This is a genomic window from Mesorhizobium sp. Primo-A, assembly GCF_003997175.1.
In the GTDB taxonomy this organism is placed as follows: Bacteria; Pseudomonadota; Alphaproteobacteria; order Rhizobiales; family Rhizobiaceae; genus Mesorhizobium; species Mesorhizobium ciceri.
The window spans coordinates 112,805-132,208 of sequence record NZ_RZTG01000008.1 but is presented as its reverse complement, the minus strand read 5'-3'; the positions used below and the strand labels follow the sequence as shown (position 1 = coordinate 132,208).

15 protein-coding genes are annotated in these 19,404 nt (G+C 64.2%); 6 read left to right on the top strand and 9 right to left on the bottom strand.

The features are described 5' to 3' along the window. Positions 1-8 precede the first annotated feature (8 nt). Positions 9-2,609, bottom strand: a complete 2,601-nt coding sequence (locus EOC83_RS16160; RefSeq protein ID WP_024501437.1) for a UvrD-helicase domain-containing protein — start codon at positions 2,607-2,609, stop codon at positions 9-11. Between the two features lie 90 nt (positions 2,610-2,699). Continuing rightward, the gene (locus tag EOC83_RS16155) at positions 2,700-3,530 is read right to left on the bottom strand and encodes a DUF2059 domain-containing protein (RefSeq protein WP_013530997.1); all 831 of its coding nucleotides are present in this window, start codon (positions 3,528-3,530) and stop codon (positions 2,700-2,702) included. A 194-nt stretch (positions 3,531-3,724) separates the two neighbouring features. Here EOC83_RS16155 and EOC83_RS16150 point away from each other — a divergent pair, with 194 nt between their 5' ends. Next, a complete protein-coding gene (locus EOC83_RS16150) occupies positions 3,725-6,040 on the top strand; it encodes a glucose/quinate/shikimate family membrane-bound PQQ-dependent dehydrogenase (protein ID WP_063168289.1) in 2,316 nt (771 codons plus the stop codon). Between the two features lie 137 nt (positions 6,041-6,177). On the opposite strand, the gene EOC83_RS16145 is transcribed toward EOC83_RS16150, so the two are convergent. Further along, on the bottom strand, positions 6,178-6,612 hold the full coding sequence (locus EOC83_RS16145; RefSeq protein WP_013530999.1) for a hypothetical protein: 435 nt from the start codon (positions 6,610-6,612) through the stop codon (positions 6,178-6,180). Positions 6,613-7,039: 427 nt separating this feature from the next. Here EOC83_RS16145 and EOC83_RS16135 point away from each other — a divergent pair, with 427 nt between their 5' ends. Next, the gene (locus EOC83_RS16135; protein ID WP_063168288.1) at positions 7,040-7,927 is read left to right on the top strand and encodes a dienelactone hydrolase family protein; all 888 of its coding nucleotides are present in this window, start codon (positions 7,040-7,042) and stop codon (positions 7,925-7,927) included. A 9-nt stretch (positions 7,928-7,936) separates the two neighbouring features. Here the strand turns inward: EOC83_RS16135 and EOC83_RS16130 are convergent, their stop codons facing one another. The 3 genes from EOC83_RS16130 to EOC83_RS16120 all read right to left on the bottom strand — a co-directional run bounded on the left by EOC83_RS16130 (position 7,937) and on the right by EOC83_RS16120 (position 10,489). Continuing rightward, complete coding sequence (locus tag EOC83_RS16130; RefSeq protein WP_063168287.1) at positions 7,937-8,383, bottom strand: response regulator; 447 nt, start codon at positions 8,381-8,383, stop codon at positions 7,937-7,939. Next, positions 8,380-9,528, bottom strand: a complete 1,149-nt coding sequence (locus tag EOC83_RS16125; RefSeq protein ID WP_027160613.1) for a histidine kinase dimerization/phosphoacceptor domain -containing protein — start codon at positions 9,526-9,528, stop codon at positions 8,380-8,382. The genes EOC83_RS16130 and EOC83_RS16125 overlap by 4 nt, the downstream gene beginning before the upstream one ends. A gap of 106 nt (positions 9,529-9,634) precedes the next feature. Further along, a complete protein-coding gene (locus EOC83_RS16120; RefSeq protein WP_164747161.1) occupies positions 9,635-10,489 on the bottom strand; it encodes a DMT family transporter in 855 nt (284 codons plus the stop codon). Between the two features lie 143 nt (positions 10,490-10,632). On the opposite strand from EOC83_RS16120, the gene EOC83_RS16115 reads away from it, so the two are divergent. Then, positions 10,633-11,112, top strand: coding sequence for an Lrp/AsnC family transcriptional regulator (locus tag EOC83_RS16115; RefSeq protein ID WP_013531005.1), 480 nt, complete (start codon positions 10,633-10,635; stop codon positions 11,110-11,112). 28 nt (positions 11,113-11,140) lie between these two features. Here EOC83_RS16115 and EOC83_RS16110 read toward each other — a convergent pair whose 3' ends face one another. Beyond that, a complete protein-coding gene (locus EOC83_RS16110; protein WP_013531006.1) occupies positions 11,141-11,338 on the bottom strand; it encodes a hypothetical protein in 198 nt (65 codons plus the stop codon). Between the two features lie 235 nt (positions 11,339-11,573). Next, positions 11,574-12,053 (bottom strand): thioesterase family protein, encoded by a 480-nt coding sequence (locus tag EOC83_RS16105; RefSeq protein ID WP_013531007.1) that lies wholly within the window; start codon positions 12,051-12,053, stop codon positions 11,574-11,576. A gap of 163 nt (positions 12,054-12,216) precedes the next feature. Here EOC83_RS16105 and EOC83_RS16100 point away from each other — a divergent pair, with 163 nt between their 5' ends. Then, positions 12,217-13,629, top strand: a complete 1,413-nt coding sequence (locus EOC83_RS16100) for an FAD-linked oxidase C-terminal domain-containing protein (protein WP_013531008.1) — start codon at positions 12,217-12,219, stop codon at positions 13,627-13,629. 117 nt (positions 13,630-13,746) lie between these two features. Beyond that, a complete protein-coding gene (locus EOC83_RS16095) occupies positions 13,747-14,268 on the top strand; it encodes a hypothetical protein (RefSeq protein ID WP_013531009.1) in 522 nt (173 codons plus the stop codon). A gap of 41 nt (positions 14,269-14,309) precedes the next feature. On the opposite strand, the gene EOC83_RS16090 is transcribed toward EOC83_RS16095, so the two are convergent. Beyond that, positions 14,310-15,293 carry a Dyp-type peroxidase gene (locus EOC83_RS16090; RefSeq protein WP_063168286.1) on the bottom strand — a complete coding sequence of 328 codons (984 nt, stop codon included), beginning with the start codon at positions 15,291-15,293 and terminating at the stop codon, positions 14,310-14,312. 129 nt (positions 15,294-15,422) lie between these two features. Between EOC83_RS16090 and EOC83_RS16085 the strand changes: the two genes are divergently transcribed. Beyond that, positions 15,423-19,397, top strand: a complete 3,975-nt coding sequence (locus EOC83_RS16085) for an AsmA family protein (protein ID WP_063168285.1) — start codon at positions 15,423-15,425, stop codon at positions 19,395-19,397. The last annotated feature ends 7 nt before the right edge of the window (positions 19,398-19,404 follow it).

Sequence of the window (19,404 nt, the reverse complement as noted above, 5' to 3'; positions counted from 1 at the left end):
CGCCATCTTCACACCGCGGCGACAAACCCGTCCAGCACGCGTTTCTGGCCGGCTTTGTCGAAGTCGATGGTCAGCTTGTTGCCTTCGATGGCCGAGATGTTGCCGTTGCCGAATTTCTGGTGGAAGACACGGTCGCCGACGTTGAAGGCGGACGGCTTGTCGGAGACGGATTTGGCGACCAGTTCGCCGTCGATGGTGCGGCCCTTGACCGAGGTGCGGCCGGCGCCGTAGCCGCTGTCCGTCTCGCCGTAGCCGATGCGCTCGACCTGGTGGCCGGAGCGCGAACCCCAGTTGCGGTCGGTCGCCTCGGTGCGGTTGGCCTGCGCCCGCTGCCAGCCCGGCGTCGCATAGGTGTTGGAGAAGGCGCCGGATTTTTCGCTGTCGGCGCCGACATTGTCGAAGCGCGAGGCGCCATAGGGGTTCTGCCGTCCTGCGCCCTGGCCGCCGCGGCCGGAGGCAAAGGAACCGCCGCCATAGGAATTGCCGTAGCCGCCGTAGGAGTTGCCGCTTTCAGCGACCTCGACATGGGCGTTCGGCAATTCCTCGAGGAAACGCGACGGGATCGTCGACTGCCACAGGCCATGGATCTGGCGGTTGGAGACAAACCAGATATGCAGGTTCTTCTTGGCCCGCGTCAGGCCGACATAGGCGAGGCGGCGCTCTTCCTCCAGCCCGGAGCGGCCGCCTTCGTCGAGCGCGCGCTGATGCGGGAACAGGCCTTCCTCCCAGCCGGGCAGGAAGACGGTCTCGAATTCGAGGCCCTTGGCCGAATGCAGCGTCATGATCGAGACGGCGTCGAGCCCGGCATTCTGTTCGGCGTCCATGACCAGCGCGACGTGCTCGAGGAAGGAGCGCAGCGATTCGTACTCCTCCATCGAGCGGATCAGCTCTTTCAGGTTCTCCAGCCGGCCGGGGGCTTCCACCGAGCGGTCGTTCTTCCACATGTCCGTGTAGCCGCTCTCTTCGAGAATGGTCTCGGCGAGTTCGGTGTGCGGCGTGGTTTCCAGCGCCTTCTGCCAGCGCTCGAAATTGGCCGCCACTTCGCGCAAGGCGGCGCGCGGCTTCGGCTTCAACTCGTCGCTTTCGGCGAGCTTGGCGGCGGCCTCCAGCATAGGGATGCGCAGCGCACGGGCGGTGTCGTGGATCTGGCGGATGGTGGCTTCGCCCAAGCCGCGCTTGGGCACATTGACGATGCGCTCGAAAGCGAGGTCGTCGGCGCCCTGCGCGACGACACGGAAGAAAGCCATGGCGTCGCGGATTTCCAGGCGCTCGTAGAAGCGCGGGCCACCGATGACGCGGTAGTTGAGGCCGAGTGTGATGAAGCGATCCTCGAAGGCCCGCATCTGGAAGGATGCACGGACAAGAATAGCCATGTCGTTGAGATTGTGCTTCTGGCGCTGATAGGCCTCGATGGTCTCGCCGATGGCGCGGGCTTCTTCTTCGGAATCCCAGGCGGCGTGGACATTGACCTTGCCATCCTCGGGATCGTTGCGATCCGTGAACAGCGTCTTGCCGAAGCGGCCCTCATTGTGGGCGATGAGGTGGGAGGCGGCACCAAGGATGTGCGCGGTCGAGCGGTAGTTGCGCTCCAGCCGGATGATGGTGGCGCCGGGAAAATCCTTGTCGAAACGCAGGATGTTGTCGACCTCGGCGCCGCGCCAGCCATAGATGGATTGGTCGTCATCGCCGACGCAGCAGATGTTTACGGTGGCGCGGGTTTCGGCCGAAGAGCGCCCAATCTCCCCCTCAAGGGGGGAGATCGGCTTGCCTTGAGGCCTTTGCGCCAACAGCCGCAGCCACATGTACTGGGCGGTGTTGGTGTCCTGGTACTCGTCGACGAGGATGTACTTGAAGCGCTTATGGTATTCCTTCAGCACGTCCGGATTGGCGCGGAAGATGCGGATCGGGTGGCAGAGCAGGTCGCCGAAATCGCAGGCGTTCAGCGTCTTCAGCCGCTCCTGATAGGCCTTGTAGAGTTCGCGGCCCTTGCCGTTGGCGAAGGCGCGCGCGTCGCCCTCGGCAATGTCGGCGGGGCCTTGCCCCTTGTTCTTCCAGCCGTCGATCATCTGGGCGAACTGCTTGGCCGGCCAGCGCTTGTCGTCCAGACCTTCGGCCTGGATCAGCTGCTTGATCAGCCGCACGACGTCGTCGGTGTCGAGGATGGTGAAGTCGGAGCGCAGGCCGGCGAGTTCGGCATGTCTGCGAAGCAGCTTCACTCCAATCGAGTGGAAGGTGCCGAGCCACGGCATGCCCTCTACATTGCCTTCGCCGATCAGCACGCCGATGCGGATCTTCATCTCGCGCGCGGCCTTGTTGGTGAAGGTCACCGCGAGGATCTGCGACGGAAACGCCTTGCCGGTGGCGAGGATGTGGGCGATGCGGGTCGTGAGCACGCGGGTCTTGCCGGTGCCGGCGCCGGCCAACACCAGAACCGGGCCCTCCGTTGTTTCAACAGCTAGCCGCTGCTCCGGGTTGAGGCCCTTCAGATAGTCGGGTGCGTTGTTGTGTCCGCTGCGGGCAGCCATGGCGCGCGCGGCGATACCCGACGGGGCCGAGGGCCGCGCATTGGGTTCGTCGAAAAAGGGCATGTCTTCGGAAAAGCCGGACATCGCCCCGAATGTAGTGATTCGGTGGCGAAAGACCAGAACTGTCTACGTTTTGTTCCGCTAAAGTGCTGGTGGCAAGGATGTACGGGCTGTTCAGGCCTTGCGGTAGCCGAGAGCGACGAAAAATCGCTGCCCTAACGAACGCGCCTCATCGGTCATCACGGCGCCGAGTGCCGTCTGCATCCGGTCGTAGTAATGGCTGCCCGCAGGGGACGCGAGAAATGCCGCGTAAAGCCTGAGATCGTCGAGCGACAAGTCACGATAGGCGAAAGCATTTCCTTCCATGATCCCCTTTTCGGCTTTTTCACGAAGGTTGCCGGCCTGCTTATGCACCAGCACCATTATCTGCTGATCCGATAAAGGCTGCCCGGCTGCCGCGAGCATTCCCGAAACCATCGCATAGCCCATGTTCAATGCGATCGCTTCAGCCATGTCCACGGCGCTGGTATCGTCGACGATTTTCCGGTACAGCGCGAGCCGTGCCGGATCTCCCGCCTGAAGTCCTCCAAGGATTTTCGGACCTTCGATCTTCTTGCGCCCCAGGGCTTGCGGATCGGACGCTTGGATCTCCAGGGCTGTGACCCGCCTGCCCAATGGTGAATCGAAGAAAGCAGCCAGATCGGTGAGATCGACGGGCTGCAACCGGCCCGTCATCCGCGCCTCTACGGCTTTCTCCATCCTGTCAGCGTCAAAAGCGCCTTCAGCGGCGGCGGACAAGGCTTCCTTGACTTTTTCCGGCCCCGGCACGGATTTGATGCCGGCGACTATGCTTGGGCCGAGGCCGGCCAGCATCTCGTGGAAGCCGCTTGCCTTGTTGATCTCCTCGAGCGTTTGTGCCGACGCCGGTTGACTGCCAGCCATAAGCACGACGAAGCCGAACAGCGCGCCGGCAATGCGCATCCATGGCGGAAAGACGAAGGGCATGACTCGGTCTACTCCACGGTGATGCTGCGACGGAGACTGCTCGATAACCCGACCGCAGGCAAGATGAATTGCCACCTTGGCGTGTGGGCCAGCTTGACAGGCGGGGCGGGCAGGAGAAAGCTGTGCGCAGGGCAGGAACGGGACATCGGGCTGTCCTTGGCGTGGCAAAGCGCAACAGTCGAAGGAGTATCATCTTGGCTGTCACCATCACCTCCCTCATTCTTTTCCTCATCGGCCTGGCACTCGGCGGCGGCGGCATCCGCCTGGCGATGCTGGGCGGCAGCTGGTACTATGTCGTTGCTGGCCTTGCCTTCCTGATCGCCGCCTGGCTGCTCTACCGGCGCCGGTCCACCGCACTGTGGCTCTACGCGGCGATCGTGCTCGGCACGCTGGCCTGGGCGGTCTGGGAAACCGGCTTCGACTGGTGGGAACTCGGGCCTCGCGGCGGCGTCATCGTGCTTCTCGCTTTATGGCTGCTGACGCCGTGGGCGAGACGGGGTCTTGTCGGCCCTGACGCACGCGCGCCGCTGATCCTTGCCGTGCTGGCATCACTGGCCGTCGCCGGTTATTCGATGACTTCGGATCCGAAGGACATTGCCGGCGAACTCGGCACCGACAAGGTGGTCGCCAACGCCAATCTCGGCAATGACGTGCCGGCCGGCGAGTGGCACTATTACGGCCGCACGCAGTTCGGCCAGCGCTATTCGCCGCTCGACCAGATCACACCGGACAATGTCGCCAAGCTGCAGCCTGCCTGGACCTACCAGACCGGCGACGTGAAGGGACCGGACGATGTCGGCGAGACCACCTATCAGGTGACGCCGCTGAAGATCGGCGACACGCTCTACATCTGCACGCCGCATAATTTCGCCATCGCCATCGATGCCGCGAGCGGCAAGGAGAAATGGCGCTTCGATCCCAAGGTCAAGCTCGACAAGGACCGCCAGCACCAGACCTGCCGCGGCGTGGCCTATTACGCCGATGCCGCCGGCGCCGCCGGGCAGCCCTGTGCGACCCGCGTCTACCTGCCGACCTCGGACGCGCGGCTGATCGCGCTCGACGCCGCCAACGGGCAGATCTGCCCGGCTTTCGCCGAGGGCGGCACGCTGAACCTTCTGACCAACATGCCCTATCCGAAGTCGGGCTATTATTACTCGACCTCGGCACCGCTGATCTCAGGCGGCAAGATCATTGTCGGCGGCGCGGTCAACGACAATTATTCGACGCAGGAGCCGTCCGGCGTCATCCGCGCCTACGACGCTGCCACCGGCGCGCTGGTGTGGAACTGGGATTCCGGCAATCCGGACCAGACGACGCCGCTGCCGGCCGGCCAGACCTATACCGCCAACTCGCCCAACATGTGGTCGACGCCGAGCGCCGACGAGAAGCTCGGCCTGCTCTACGTGCCGCTCGGCAACCAGACGCCGGATCAGCTCGGCGCCGGGCGCAGTGCCAATGTCGAGAAGTTCTCGTCGTCGATCACCGCGCTCGACCTCAACACCGGACAGGTGCGATGGGTGCGGCAGACCGTGCACCACGATCTCTGGGACATGGACGTACCGGCGCAGCCGAGCCTGATCGACATCACCAAACCCGACGGCACGGTGGTGCCGGCGCTGGTCGGACCGACCAAGCAGGGCGATCTGTATGTGCTCGACCGCCGCACCGGTGAGCCGGTCATCGCGGTCAACGAAGTGCCGGCGCCCGGCGGCGCGATCGAAGGCGACCACACATCGCCGACGCAGCCGGTCTCCGATCTCACCTTCATGCCGAAGCCGCTGACCGGCGCCGACATGTGGGGCCTCACCATGTTCGACCAGTTGGCCTGCCGGATCGAATTCCAGGGCCTGCGCTATGAGGGTCGCTATACGCCGCCTTCCGTCCAGGGCTCGCTGATCTACCCCGGCAATTTCGGCACCTTCAACTGGGGTGGCGTCGCCGTCGACCCGGTCCGGCAGGTGCTGTTCGGCATGCCGACCTATCTGGCGTTCAAGTCGCAGTTGATCCCGCGCGATCAGGTGCCGCCGCCGGACGAAGGGCGGGGCAGCGAACAGGGGCTGAACCGCAACGAGGGCGCGCCCTATGCGGTGGTGATGGGACCGTTCCTGTCGCCGCTCGGCATTCCTTGCCAGGCGCCGCCCTGGGGCTATGTCGCCGGTGCCGATCTCAGGACCGGCAAGATCGCCTACAAGCACCGCAACGGCACCGTCTACGATATGACGCCGCTGCCGCTGCCGCTGAAGGTCGGCGTGCCCGGCATCGGCGGGCCGATGATCACCGCCGGCGGCGTCGCCTTCCTGGGGGCCGCAGTCGACGACTATCTGCGCGCCTACGACCTGACATCGGGCAAGCAGCTGTGGCAGGCGCGGCTGCCGGCCGGCGGGCAATCGACGCCGATGACCTATACGGTCGCCGACGGCCGCCAGTTCGTGGTCATCGTCGCCGGCGGCCACGGTTCGGTCGGCACCAAGCCGGGTGACTATGTGATGGCCTACGCGCTGCCGAAGTAGGGGCGACAGGGTGACGCGATCTTTCAGAGGTCGCGCCGCCCCTCATCTGTGCCGGTGTCCTTTCCCCGCATAGTGACGGGGAAAAGTGCCCGACTGGGCGATGAGGGGCGGGAATCTTCCGATCGGCCCGTTGTCGATCAGCCAATCCCCAAATGACCCTTCAGGCTGGGCACCGAGCCGAGCACCTTGTTGGTCAGGTCGGGGCCGGCGGCGGCTTCGGCCTGCTGGATCAGCGTCGCGCCGGCCTTCTGGATCTGCGCCATGTCGAGCCCGGATGCCTTGAGCGCGGCGATGCCGTTGATCAGCGCGCCGGCCTTCTCGCCGAGAACGCCGCCAAGCGCGCCCTGCAACGACGACAGAAAACCGCCACCGCCGGCCGGAGCGGCGGCCATGACGTCATATTGATGGGCGAGGTCGTCGGCGCCGGGGATTTTGGCGAAGAACGCCGAGGCGCTGGTGCCTTCCGCCTCGTGTTCGAGCACCGAGAAAATGGTGCCGACGACTTTCTCCGTCGTCGCCTGGTCGAGGCCCGCCTTCTGCGAAACGGTGTTGACGATGTCCTGGACGTTCATGGCGTCACCTCAACCCTGGGTTTTCGTGTTGCGGTTCCGCTCAGTGCGGACCCTGATCAACGATAGTCTGCCTGCATTCACAACCATCGAGCGTAGGGCCAAAGCGGCGGCCCCCGCAAGGACGACCGCGCTGGCGAGGATCGGGGAAGGCATGGTCATGGTCTCGCTTCCTTCTGGGTCTGAGGCACGCGGTCAAGATACCGTCGATAGCCACCTTCCTTCACGATTGTGGCAGCGCCAGCAGGATTTATCGCCAATGACTAAAAAGTGATGACACGGCCGCGCATGGGCACCGGCTTTGCTGCCCGGACGCGGCCGGCGGCATACGCCTGAGGCAATCGACGGCAGCGATGAGTGCTCGACTGGATGATGCCGGCTTGGTCCCTATGTAGCTGGGAATTGAAGCCCGAAGCAGAGGAGCCCATCCATGACGAGACCCGACGCCAAGCCCACCATCACCCAGGCGATGATCGACGCCTATGACGAGTACACGCATCTGACGCTCGATCGCCGCCGGTTCATGGAGCAGTTGACCCGGCTTGCCGGATCAGGTGCGGCGGCGGCGGCGATCGCGCCTCTTCTGGCGGCAAATTCGGCGCAAGCAGGAATCGTCGCCGACAACGATCCGCGCGTGAAGGGCGAGGACATCAGCTACCGCGGCGGCAGCGGCGAGATGAAGGGCTATCTGGTCAAGCCGGCGAACCAGACGGGCAAGCTCGGTACCGTCATCGTCGTGCATGAGAACAGGGGGCTCAACCCGCATATCCGCGATGTGGCGCGGCGCGTGGCGCTGGAAGGCTTCGTGGCGCTGGCGCCGGATTTTCTGTCGCCGCTCGGCGGCACGCCGACCGACGAAGACAGGGCGCGCGACATGTTCGGCAAGCTCGATCCGGCGCAGACCATCGCTGACGGTGTTGCGACCGTCGCTTTCCTCAAGAGCGACAAAGACGGCAACGGCAAGGTCGGCGCTATCGGCTTCTGCTGGGGCGGTGGCACGGTCAACATGCTGGCCGTCAACGCGCCCGATCTCAGTGCCGGCGTTGCCTATTACGGCATGCAGCCGAAGGCCGCCGATGTATCCAAGATCAAGGCGGCCTTGCTGCTGCACTATGGCGGACTCGACGAGCGCATCAATGCCGGCATCGACGCCTTCAAGAAGGAACTCGACGCGGCGCATGTCGACTACACGGTCTATGTTTATGAAGGCGCCAACCACGCCTTCAACAACGATACGTCGGCGGCGCGCTACGACAAGAAGGCGGCTGACCTCGCCTGGGGCAGAACGATCGCCTTCCTTCGGGAAAAACTGAAATGACTTCAGCTGTCATGCCGCCGGCGCCCAGGCGGTTTCGAAGGCCGGCGACAGGGTGAAGCCGGCCGGCCGCGCCGAAACGGGGGGCGGGCGGCGCATGCCTTCCTGCAGGTACCGCAACGCCGACGTCAGCCCGTTCATCGTGTAAGGCTTGGCTATGACGCCGATCGCGCCGGCGAAATGATCGGGGATGCGCTTCGGATTGGCGGTCATGAACACCACCGTCGAACTCTTCCTTTCGCCTATGTACTTGGCCACGTCGATGCCGGACGGCCCGTCACTCAGATGGATGTCGACGAAGGCGATATCGGCTTCGGTCGCATCCGCCATGGCCATGGCTTCCGCCGAAGAGGTCGCCCAGCCGACGACGCTGTGGCCGGCGTCCTCGACAAGGCTCTCCAGCTCCATTGCCAGCAGCGCTTCGTCCTCGATGATCAGGACCTTGAGCGGCTCAATCATGACACATTCCCTTTTTCCTGAGGTTCGTTCGGGATCGAGATAACGACCTTCGTGCCGGGGCCGGTGTCGCGCCATTCGATCTCGGCATGCAACTGGCGGGCGAGCGATTTGATCAGCCGCATGCCGAACGAGGCATCGCCGTTGGCGTCGGCCATGCCGACGCCGTCGTCCGACACCTCGATATTCAAGTGGCCGTCGGGCTGGCTCATTTTGATGCCCAGGCGGCCGGCCGACATTCCGTCGGGCTTGGACTTGAAGGCATGCTTGAGAGCATTGGTGACGAGTTCGTTGACCATCAGAGCGACGGGCGTTGCCTTTTCCGCGGAAATGACGATCGGTTCCAGGTCGAGAGCCGGACTGATCTCAGAGCGCCCCGACGCCGTCAGCAGGTCTGTCACCAGATCCTTGGCGAAATCCGCCACATCGAACTTGCTGACGTCCTTCGACTGATAAAGCCGCCGATGCACGGTGCTCAGGGCTTCGATGCGCTCCAGCATGGTGGTCAACGAACGCCTGATCGCTTCGTCCCGTATGGTCCGCCGCTGCATAATGATGAGGGAAGAGATCATCTGCAGGTTGTTTTTCACCCGGTGATCCACCTCATGCAGCAAGGTGGTCTGCGCCTCGAGGGCGGCTTCCAGTTCCGCGGTGCGTTCCTTCACCGCCTTTTCGAAGCGGTCCTTGTCCGCGTTGATGCGACTCTCCGATTGTTTGCGATCCGAGACGTCGAGCTGCGATGCGAAAAAGAACTGCAAATCGCCTTTGTCGTTCGAAACGGGGCTGATGTAGAGCGCGTTCCAGAAGGTCGAGCCGTCCCTGCGGTAGTTCAGGATATCGACGCTGACATCGGTTTCATCCTCGATCGCCGCGCGTATCTGTTCGACAGCGGCCTTGTCGGTCTTCGGTCCCTGCAGGAAGCGGCAGTTCCTGCCCAGAACCTCATGACGCTCATATCCGGTCAGTCGCAGGAAAGCGTCATTGGCGAACACGATAGGATTGTCCTGCTGTCGGGGATCGGTAATGATCATCGACATGCGGGTGGCGCGGATAGCCGCCGCGAACGGATCGCCCTTGCCGTGCTCGACATGCAGATCGTCCGTCATGTGCCATGCGTCGGCAGGCTCCCTGGTCCGTTTCCATTCCATTCTGTCACTCCAAGCCATTTTCGCGGGTGACAACGGATCAGACGCCGATTTGGTTCAATCTTGAGCCTTCCTGTCGCAGTTCGTACCGAGAATCAGGCCTCCGGAGTTAGCCGGCCGATGCCGGCTTGTGGAAGGCGACGCCGGCGACCACCAGCGCAATGCCGAGGCAATCGATAAAACTCGGAATCTGGCGCAGCACGACGACGCCGATCAGCGTCGCGGTGACCGGCAGCAGCGACAGCATCAGCGCGAAGCTCGCGCGTGGCAGCCGCGACATGGCGAGCTGGTCGCAGATGTAAGGAATGACCGACGAGCAGATGCCGACGCCGATGGCGGCGAGCAGCAGCGGCAGTGAGAAAAAGGCCGGCAGCGCATCGGTGAAGCCGATCGGCAGCACGACGATGAAGGCGATCGCCATGGCAGCACCCAGGCCGGCGATGCCGCTGCCGGCGCCTGAAGCGGCGACGCGATGGCCGAGTACGATGTAACCGACAAACAGCGCCCCGTTGAGGATGGCCCAGAACAGCCCGATGGGATCGTCGGACCATCTGACATCGATGAGCAGCAAGGTGCCGGCGACGGCGATGGCAAGGGCGGCGAGATTGCGCGTGCTCCTGAGGCCGATCGCCGCGACGCCGATGATGCCGACGAATTCGATCGCCGCCACCAGCGAGATCGGCAGTCGGTCGAGCGCCAGGTAGAACGAACAGTTCATCACCGCCAGACAGGCGCCGAAGGCCAGCAACAGCAGCCGCGTCGTGCGATCGGCGCGTGCGAAGCTTCGCCATGGACGGGTCAGGGGTGCGAAGATGAGTGCTGCCGTGGCGATGCGCAGCCACGCCATGCCGAGCACGCCGACATGCGGGAAAAGCAGCACGGCGAAGGCCGGCCCGAGATAGTGGAAGACGGCGCTGACGCCGAACCAGACATGCGGCGGCAGTTTTTCCGTCAGCTTGCCCAGGGTGAAGTTGCCCGGGGCAGGGGTCGCCGCGAGAGCTTGCGTTTGATCATCCACCGGATCAGTATCGCAGGCAGATTTGCCTATTTATATAGATGATGATTAGCTCTTTCGGCTATCTTTCTCCCGGAATAAAGGAGTTTTCCATGAAGCGCCTTCGAACTGAAAGCGCCGATCTCGATGCCGCCGACATGAAGATCCTGCGCCTGCTGGAAAAGGACGCGCGCACCAGCACGGCGGAGCTGGCACGCTCGGTGGGCCTGTCGGCACCGAGTGTGGCCGAGCGCATCAAGCGGCTGCAGGAAAGCGGCGTCATCGAGGCCTATTCGGTTAGGATCAACCCGACGGCACTCGGCCTGCCGCTGTCGGCATGGCTGCGCATCCGGCCAGTGCCGGGGCAGTTGGCCGTCGTGGCCGAGATCATCCGCGAACTGCCGGAGATCGTGCAATGCGACCGCGTAACCGGAGAGGATTGTTTCATCGCGCTGGCGCATGTCGGGTCGGTGGTCGACCTCGAGCGGGTGATCGACCGCATCATTCCCTACGCGATGACCAACACGGCGATCATCCAGTCCTCGCCGGTGGTGGCGCGTTCGGCCCTGGCGGCGTTGAGGCGCCAGGCTTGACCTGCGGGGATTGTTCCGTTCGAGGACCTTATGCGTGGCCGCGCTTCATGCGCGCCTGTTTCAGGATGGCGCGCCAGCGGATCATGTCGAACGGGATCGGCTCGTTGTTGTTGGCGATGTGGAAGATCTCATTGTTGACGTTCTTGAGCGAGCGCCAGAAATCGTAGTCGGTGATGCGCGGATCGGCAGCCAACCTGTCCACCTCGACCTTGATGTCGGTTTTCATGCACTTTCCTCGAACCGGCGCCGCGCCGCCCGTGTCGCTACCTCGATGCAGATCGTTTTCGACCGGCCCGCTGAGTCGCGCAACGGCTCAAATGGCTTGTTCCCGTTAAAACCTTGGTAAGGTTAACGAGGGCGCCGCGCCGCTTCAAGCGCCGCCGCCGGTCGATGGCAAGGTTCTGCGATTTTAGATCGCCGGTGTGGCTTTGAAGCCGGAAACGAGACGTGTCGGCATCGCCCTATTTGCGTTTGATGCCGATCGAGCGGCCGGCCCGTTCCGGCATCGGCAGGGCCGAATGGGCGGCGCGCATGTCTTCGACCCTGGCCAGCACATCGGCGGGGAAGGGCGCCACCTTCGGCCCGGACATGTCGACATGCAGCGACAGCGATTCGGAAGTCGCGGCCAGCCAGCCGTCGACATGGCGGATTTCCTGATAGGCCCGCAGCCGCTTGTCGTCATGGTCGATGAGCTGGAAGGAGACCGTGACCTTGTGCTCGAGATGCAGCTCCTGCACGTAGCAGACATGGACTTCGGCGGTGTAGATGGTGAGGCGGCGATCCCTGGCATAGTTCGGTCCCATGCCCATTGCCTCGAAGGCGTCGTCCGAGCAGCGGTCGAACAGCACGTTGTAATAGGCCATGTTGAGATGGCCGTTGTAGTCGATCCAGTCCTTCTCGATGTCCATGGGTTTCGAGACGAAGGGAGTGGGGATGGGCATCGAAACTTCCTTGTTCTGGTGCTGGACAGAGCGTGGCTCCGGAGACTCTATTTGTTCTGACGCAATTTCGGACGGAAAACCGCTTCACACTTTTCCTGGAATTGCTTTACGCATCCATAGACGCATAACAAGCATGGACGCTGGTCCATTCGCGGAGGAATTCATGGCTCTGAGCGACCTCAACCCGGTCGAACGCAACGAGGAAGGCATCGCTGCGGTGCTCGGGATCCTCAAGCAGCAGCTCGGCGAGCGATTCCAGACCGGCCAGGCGATCCGCTCGCAGCATGCACATACCACCACCTACATTCCGACGCAGGCACCGGATGGCGTTGCGTTCCCCGAGACGACGGCCGAGGTGCAGGAGATCGTGCGCGCCTGTGCGGCGCACCGCGTGCCGGTGATCGCCTTCGGCGTCGGCTCCTCGCTGGAGGGTCACACCAACGCACCGGGCGGCGGCATATCGGTCGACACATCGCGCATGAACCGTATCCTGGCGGTCAATCCGCAGGATCTCGACTGCACGGTCGAACCCGGCGTCACCCGTGAGGATTTGAACCGGCATCTGCGCGACACCGGCCTGTTCTTTCCGATCGATCCCGGCGCCAATGCCTCGCTGGGCGGCATGGCCGCAACGCGGGCCTCCGGCACCAACGCGGTGCGCTACGGAACGATGCGCGAGAACGTGCTGTCGCTGACCGCCGTCATGGCCGACGGCGAAACGGTGACAACCGGCAAGCGGGCGAAAAAGAGCTCGGCCGGCTATGATCTGACGCGGCTGCTGGTCGGCTCGGAAGGCACGCTCGGCATCATCACGTCGCTGACCTTGAAGCTGCAAGGCATCCCGCAGGCGATCTCCGGCGGCGTCTGCCCGTTTCCGAGCGTCGAGGCGGCCTGCAACGCGGTCATCGCGACGATCCAGATGGGCATCCCGGTGGCGCGCATCGAACTGGTCAACGCCTTGCAGATGCGGGCGATGAAGAATTATTCCAAGCTCGACTATCCCGAGAGCCCGTGCCTGTTCGTCGAGTTTCATGGTAGCGATGCCGGCGTTGCCGAACAGGCCGAAACCTTCGGCATGATCGCGGAGGAAAATGGCGGCGGGCCGTTCCTGTGGACCAGCGTCGCCGAGGAGCGCACCAAATTGTGGAAGGCGAGGCACGACGCCTACTGGTCGTCGCTGACCCTGCGGCCGGGAGCCAAGGGGCTGTCGACCGATGTCTGCGTGCCGATCTCGCGCTTTGCCGAATGCGTCATGGAAACCGAGGCCGATATCGCCGAGATGGGCCTGATCGCGCCGATCGTCGGCCATGCCGGCGACGGCAATTTCCACGTGCTTGTGCTGATGGATGTGAACGATCCCAAGGAGATCGCGCTGTCGGAAAAATTCGTCGCGCGGCTCAACATGCGGGCCATCGCCATGGACGGCACCTGCACCGGCGAGCACGGCATCGGCCAGGGCAAGATCGGCTTCCTGCGCCACGAGCTCGGCCACGGCGTCGACATCATGCGCACCATCAAGCAGGCGCTCGATCCGCTTGATATCATGAACCCGGGCAAGATCTTGCCGGGAAACTAACCGATTTTCCGACGCAAGGTTCGTAGGCGGCCAGTCTTGACCGCGCCACCATTCGGGCCGAGGCTTGGCCGGTAGCAGGGCCTGAAGCCAACAGGCGTGCCAGCGGAGGAGGATGCCATGGCGATTTCACGCAAGGAAGAAGCGCGCGCGCTGAGTGCCGACGAACACGATCTGGTGGAGAAGTCTCACCATCCGGCGGTGCAGGAGCTCTCCGACGCCGATCTTGCCGGCCTGGTCAAGCTGTTGCGGGAGCGGCGCGACAAGGCGCAGACCGAAGCACACCGCCGCCGGCGTGAGATCCGGGGCAAGGGCGCGGCGAAGGGCGCTACGCCTTCGAAGGCTGATGGCGGGTCGCAGCTCAAGCTTGCGGTGCTGGCCATGGCCATGCGGCGCCTGAATGGCGAGGCCGAGCGGCGCCGGCAACTGGCCGCCAGCGTTTCGCTGATCGAGAATGCGCGCAAGGCATTGGTGATGAAGCAAGGGGCGGCATCGGACGGCCCCGCCTTCAACTCGCGCACCGCGCGCAGGGGTATGCGGCCGGTGGCGAACCAGAGGGCGCCGGATCTGGTCCGGCCAATGGAACTCGGCCGGCAGCGCAGGGCGGCCAAGGTGGCACAGGCAAAGCGCGACGCACGCTGAATTCGCGGTGATCGCGGGCTGAAATCGTTGAGGACGCCTGCCTACCGTGCGGCAGGCTTCGCCTGTCCGCCCTCGACAAGCGTCTGCAGCATGGGGCGGGTTGGCGCGAAGAATGTCGTGCCGGTGTGCGGTGTGGAGAAATCGAGCAGGCGGTCGTAGGCGCCCGGCGGCTCGCCGATATACATGCGCTGCAGCATTTTTTCGGTGACCCAAAGATATCTGGAATAGCCGATGAAGTAGGTGCCGAACTCGTTCTGCCCCGGCCTGCCAAACGGCATGTTGTCGCGCAAAATATCGTACTCGTTGCCGGCGGCATCCTCGATGGTGGCCAGCGACTTGTGCGATTTGCGCGGCGCATCGTCATCGTCGATTTCGATGTTGTCGATCTTGGTGCGGCCGATGATCGCTTCCTGCTCGGGCGTCGGAATGCGCGCCCAGGCCTGCATGTCGTGGAGATATTTCTGGACGACGACATAGCTGCCGCCGGCGAAGTCGGCGTCTTCATCGCCGATGAGCGCAGAGGCGGGCAAGTCGAGGCCGGTCGGGTTGGCGGTCCCGTCGACGAAGCCGAGCAGGTCGCGCGCATCGAAATAGCGAAAGCCGGAAACCTCATCGATGACGCTTACGCCGTCACCGAGATTGTCGAGCAGGATGCGCTCGAACTCGAAGCACATATCGGGTCGCTCGGAGCGGATGTGGAAGAGGAGATCGCCGGCGGTCGAAGGCGCCGAATGAACGGCACCCTTGATCGGTGCGAACGGTTTCAGTTCCAGCGGCCGCCGGTCTGGAGAAAGACGATCCCAGAGATCGCGGCCGATGCCGGCAATGCACGACAGCCGCCCGGAGAGATCGCGGAACCCGACGGTTTTGATGAGATCGTCGAGCCCGCCGAGCACGGAGGCAACCTTGGCGAGCGCGCTCTGCTCGCTGGCGACGGCGACGACAAGAAAGACCGCCGAAAGGGACAGCGGAGCGTCGACACTTTGCGCATCGATCGGCACGCGATCCCAGTTCTTGCCCGACATCCGATTTCTCCGCTTCGCCGGGATTTGTTTCAGATCACCGGAGATCGCGCAACTGGATGAATTGCCTCTTTATCGACACGCGGATGCGGGTAGAGTGCGGCAGAATTTCAATCAACCCATTCGGAGCTGATGCTCGCACGCCTGTTCGTGATCTTCGGTGGCCTGTTCGTGCTGGTGCTGTGTGCGGCGCTGGTGGTGCCGTATTTTATCGACTGGACCGGCTACCGCGCCGACTTCGAGCGCGAGGCGAGCGCCATTCTCGGCCGCAAGGTGACCGTGCAGGGCGACGCCACCGCAAGGCTGTTGCCGTTTCCCTCGGTGACCTTCTCGAATGTCGCCGTCGCCGGCGGCCCCAACGGCCAGCCGGCCATGACGGTCGAGACGTTTTCAATGGACGCGGAACTGGCGCCCTTCCTGCGCGGTGAAGTGCTGATCTTCGACATGCGGCTGGTGCGGCCGAAAGCGACCATCGATATCGCCAATGACGGCACGGTCGACTGGGCGATGCGGCCGTCCTCGCCCTTCGACCCCAGCCAGATCTCGATCGAGAAGCTGACGGTGACGGAGGGTCAGATCGAAGTTCGCCATGCCGCTGGCGGGCGCAGCCATCTGTTTTCCGAGATCAATTCGACCGTCTCGGCCAAGTCGCTGGCCGGCCCATGGCGCATGGACGGCACGCTGCGGCTGGACGGGTTGCGCACCGCGGTCACCGCGTCCACCGGCAAGGCCGAAGGCTCAGGACAGATGCGGTTTCGGCTGAAAGCCAATCCGGACGCGTATCCGCTGGTCATCGAGACCGACGGCAATGCCGGCATCGTCAATGGAGCCGCCGTCTACTCCGGCCAGTTCAAGATTTCAAATCCTGACAAGAATGGTGCCGACAAGAACAGCGCCGAGCTGCGCGGCACCGATGGCGAGACGGTGAAAGTCTCGGCCGGCAAGCCCGATCCGGGCTTTCGGCTGAACGGCAAGTTTTCGCTAGACCACCAGAAGCTGGGTGTCGACGAATTCCGCTTCGAGACCGGGCCTCTCGACAACCCCTACACCGCCGATGGCAAGGCTTCTGTCGATCTCGGGCTGAAACCGAGTTTCGCCATCGAGGCCAATGGCGCGCAGGTGCAGTTCGACGAGGCGGTGGGCGCCGAAGCCGGCGCCGGCCTGACGCTGGACCAGCGCATCGCGGCGTTCGAGCAAGCGCTGCTCGATATGCCGAAGCCGACCATCCCCGGCACGGTCGAGGTCAAGCTGCCGGCGGTGGTGGTCGGCGACACCACGGTGCGCGACGTGCATCTTTCCGCCGAGCCGGTCGATGGCGGCTGGTCGGTGAAATCGCTTGCCGCGACCTTGCCCGGCCGCACCACGCTGGAAGCGGATGGCATGCTGGTGCTCAATTTGGAGGGTCATTTCGGCTTCAACGGCTCGCTGCTGCTGGCCGTGGCCCAACCTTCCGGCTTTGCCGCCTGGCTGTCGAAGGATGTCGACGAGGCGATCCGCCGCCTGCCGGCCGCCGGCTTCAAGGCCAAGGTCGACCTCTCGCAGAAGCGCCAGGCCTTCAGCGATCTCGAACTGATCCTGGGCAAGGCGAAGTTTTCCGGCCGCATCGATTCCAGCCAGCCCGACGATGCCAAGCCCTCGGTGCTGATGCGGCTTGAAGGCGGTGATCTCGATGTCGACGGGCTGGCGGCCTTCGCCTCGATCTTCGTCAGCGACAAGGGCGCCAATCGCTTTGCCGACCGCGACCTCGATTTCCAGATCAAGGCCGGGCCGGTCAACGCCGGTGGGTTGACCGCCGACACGGTCGACACGGCGCTCAGGCTGCGCGACGGGCTGCTCGAAATCGACCGGCTTTCGGTGGGCGGGCTGGCCGGCGCCTCGATCAGCGCCACCGGCCGGATCAAGGATTTCCCCGCGAGCCCGACCGGCAAGCTCGATGCGTCGGTGGTTGCCGTCGATCTGAAGCCGCTGATCGATGTCGCCGCCCAGCACTATCCCGACAGTGCCGTGCTCAGGGGACTGTCGAGCCGTGCTGCTGCCTATCCCGAGCTGTTCCAGGATGCGCGCATCGACCTGGTGGCGAGTGCAGCCGACAATGGCGACGGCACCACGGGCCTGGCGGTAAGCGGGCAAGGCAAGGCCGGCGGCTCGGCCTTTTCGGCGTCGCTGTCGGGGAAGGGCGTGGTGGACAAGCTTCTCGAAGCGCCGGTGGCGCTGACCTTCAACGCCAAGAACCCTGATGCCACCGCGCTGCTGGCGCTCTATGGCCTGCCGGCGCTGCCGCTCGGCATGCTGGGCGAGGCAAACACCGATATTCAGGCCAAGGGCACGTTTGGCGGCGGCCTGGCGACGAATTTCAGCCTTGCCGGCAATGACTTCAAGGCCGGTTTCGAGGGAACGATCGCCGACACGCCGCAAGGCCTCGCCGCCAAGGGCAAGCTCAGCCTCGATGCCGCCGACATCGAGCCGTGGCTGATGACGTCGGGCATCGGCCTGCCAGGCATGGGGGCGGGCATGTCGACGTCGCTCGCCGCGCAGGGCGACTACGGCAACGGCCTGCTGGTGCTGGACGAACTCAGCGGCGCCATCAACGAAGCGGCGGTGTCCGGCGACGTCAATATCGATGTAAAGGACGGCGTGCCACATCTGGCCGGGGCGCTGGCGCTCGACGAACTCGACCTCGATCCCCTGGCGGTGGCGCTGTTCGGCGACTCCGCCTTTCTAGCCGACAAGGAGGGCGCAGCCAAAGACCGGGCAGGCAAGGGTGGCGTGTGGCCGGCGACACCGTTCAGCCAGAAATCCAGCCTGCCATTCACCGCCGACCTCGACCTGACGACGGCAGCACTGGCCGCCGGCCGGTTCGCCACCGCCTATGACGCCGCCTTTTCGCTCAAGCTCGACCAGGAAGGCATCCGCGTTTCGGATCTCAAGGCGAAGTTGCTGGGCGGGGCGCTGACCGGCCTATTCGAGTTGAAGAACAACAACGGCACCGGACTGTTCTCTGGCCAGATGAAACTGGCGGGCGCCGATCTGGCGACCGTGCTGCCGGATGCCGGCATCAGCGGCATCGGCGATTTCTCGACGGCGCTGTCAAGCAGCGGCAAATCGGTCGAAGGGATGGTGGCTGCCTTGTCAGGCTCCGGAACTGCGGCGTTGAAGGGCGTGAAAGTTGCTGGCCTCAATCCAGATGCGTTCAGTGCGTTCCTCGCCAAGGCGGATGCGATCGGGCGCGACATCGATGCGGCCAAGACCGCCGGCTTCGCGCCCGAGATTGCCGCTGATGGCAGCTTTGCCGCTGGCGATACCGACATAGCCTTCACGGTTGCCGGCGGCACGCTGCGGGCGCCGCCGGTCAGCCTGGAAAATCCAGCGGCGACCTTGTCCGCCGACATCACGGCGGATCTCAACGCGGCCACGGTGTCGGCCAAGGGTGCGATCACCTATCGGCCTGGCGACGAGGCGCTGGTCGGCTCCGAGCCGGTTGTGAATTTCACCGCCGAAGGGCCGTTCGGCGCGGTCAAACGAGCATTCGACAGTGAGCCGCTGGCGCAGTTCCTGACCCAGCGCGCGCTGGAGAAGGAGCAGCAGCGCGTCGAGGCGATGCAGGCCGCGCTGCTCGAGAAGCAGCGGCTGCGGCGCGAAGTGCGCTATTACGCTGCGCGGCAGGATGCTCGCGACAAGGCGGCCGAGGAATTGCGCCGGCAGGAGGAAGCAGCGCGGCTCAAAGCCGAAGCTGACGCCAAGGCCAAGGCCGAAGCGGATGCACAGGCTCAGGCTGAGGCGGACGCAAAGGCTCAGGCCGACGCGGAGGCGAAAGCCAAGGCGGACGCAGATGCCAAAGCCAAGGCCGATGCCGAAGCGAAGGCGGCTGCCGAAAAGCAGGCCGCCGACGAGGCCGCCAAGGCGCAGGCCGAGCAGGAGCGGCAGAAGGCGGAAGAGGCGATGCGTATTGCCTCGCAGGAAAAGGCAAGGCTCGAAGCCGAACGCAAGGCCGCGCAGTCTCCGAAGGTGGAGCGGGCGCCGCTGCCGCAGGCCAACGACAATCCGCCGCCGGCCAAGCCGAAGGCCAATCCGTTCACGATCGACAATCTGCTGAAGTCGCTGCAGTAGTAGTCGA

What these genes read in the sequence shown, in the direction of transcription:
- EOC83_RS16160 (WP_024501437.1), bottom strand. Translation starts at nt 2,609, where the DNA reads ATGTCCGGCTTTTCCGAAGACATGCCCTTTTTCGACGAACCCAATGCG.
- EOC83_RS16155 (WP_013530997.1), bottom strand. Translation starts at nt 3,530, where the DNA reads ATGCCCTTCGTCTTTCCGCCATGGATGCGCATTGCCGGCGCGCTGTTC.
- EOC83_RS16145 (WP_013530999.1), bottom strand. Translation starts at nt 6,612, where the DNA reads ATGAACGTCCAGGACATCGTCAACACCGTTTCGCAGAAGGCGGGCCTC.
- EOC83_RS16135 (WP_063168288.1), top strand. Translation starts at nt 7,040, where the DNA reads ATGACGAGACCCGACGCCAAGCCCACCATCACCCAGGCGATGATCGAC.
- EOC83_RS16130 (WP_063168287.1), bottom strand. Translation starts at nt 8,383, where the DNA reads ATGATTGAGCCGCTCAAGGTCCTGATCATCGAGGACGAAGCGCTGCTG.
- EOC83_RS16125 (WP_027160613.1), bottom strand. Translation starts at nt 9,528, where the DNA reads ATGGAATGGAAACGGACCAGGGAGCCTGCCGACGCATGGCACATGACG.
- EOC83_RS16115 (WP_013531005.1), top strand. Translation starts at nt 10,633, where the DNA reads ATGAAGCGCCTTCGAACTGAAAGCGCCGATCTCGATGCCGCCGACATG.
- EOC83_RS16110 (WP_013531006.1), bottom strand. Translation starts at nt 11,338, where the DNA reads ATGAAAACCGACATCAAGGTCGAGGTGGACAGGTTGGCTGCCGATCCG.
- EOC83_RS16105 (WP_013531007.1), bottom strand. Translation starts at nt 12,053, where the DNA reads ATGCCCATCCCCACTCCCTTCGTCTCGAAACCCATGGACATCGAGAAG.
- EOC83_RS16100 (WP_013531008.1), top strand. Translation starts at nt 12,217, where the DNA reads ATGGCTCTGAGCGACCTCAACCCGGTCGAACGCAACGAGGAAGGCATC.
- EOC83_RS16095 (WP_013531009.1), top strand. Translation starts at nt 13,747, where the DNA reads ATGGCGATTTCACGCAAGGAAGAAGCGCGCGCGCTGAGTGCCGACGAA.
- EOC83_RS16090 (WP_063168286.1), bottom strand. Translation starts at nt 15,293, where the DNA reads ATGTCGGGCAAGAACTGGGATCGCGTGCCGATCGATGCGCAAAGTGTC.
- EOC83_RS16085 (WP_063168285.1), top strand. Translation starts at nt 15,423, where the DNA reads ATGCTCGCACGCCTGTTCGTGATCTTCGGTGGCCTGTTCGTGCTGGTG.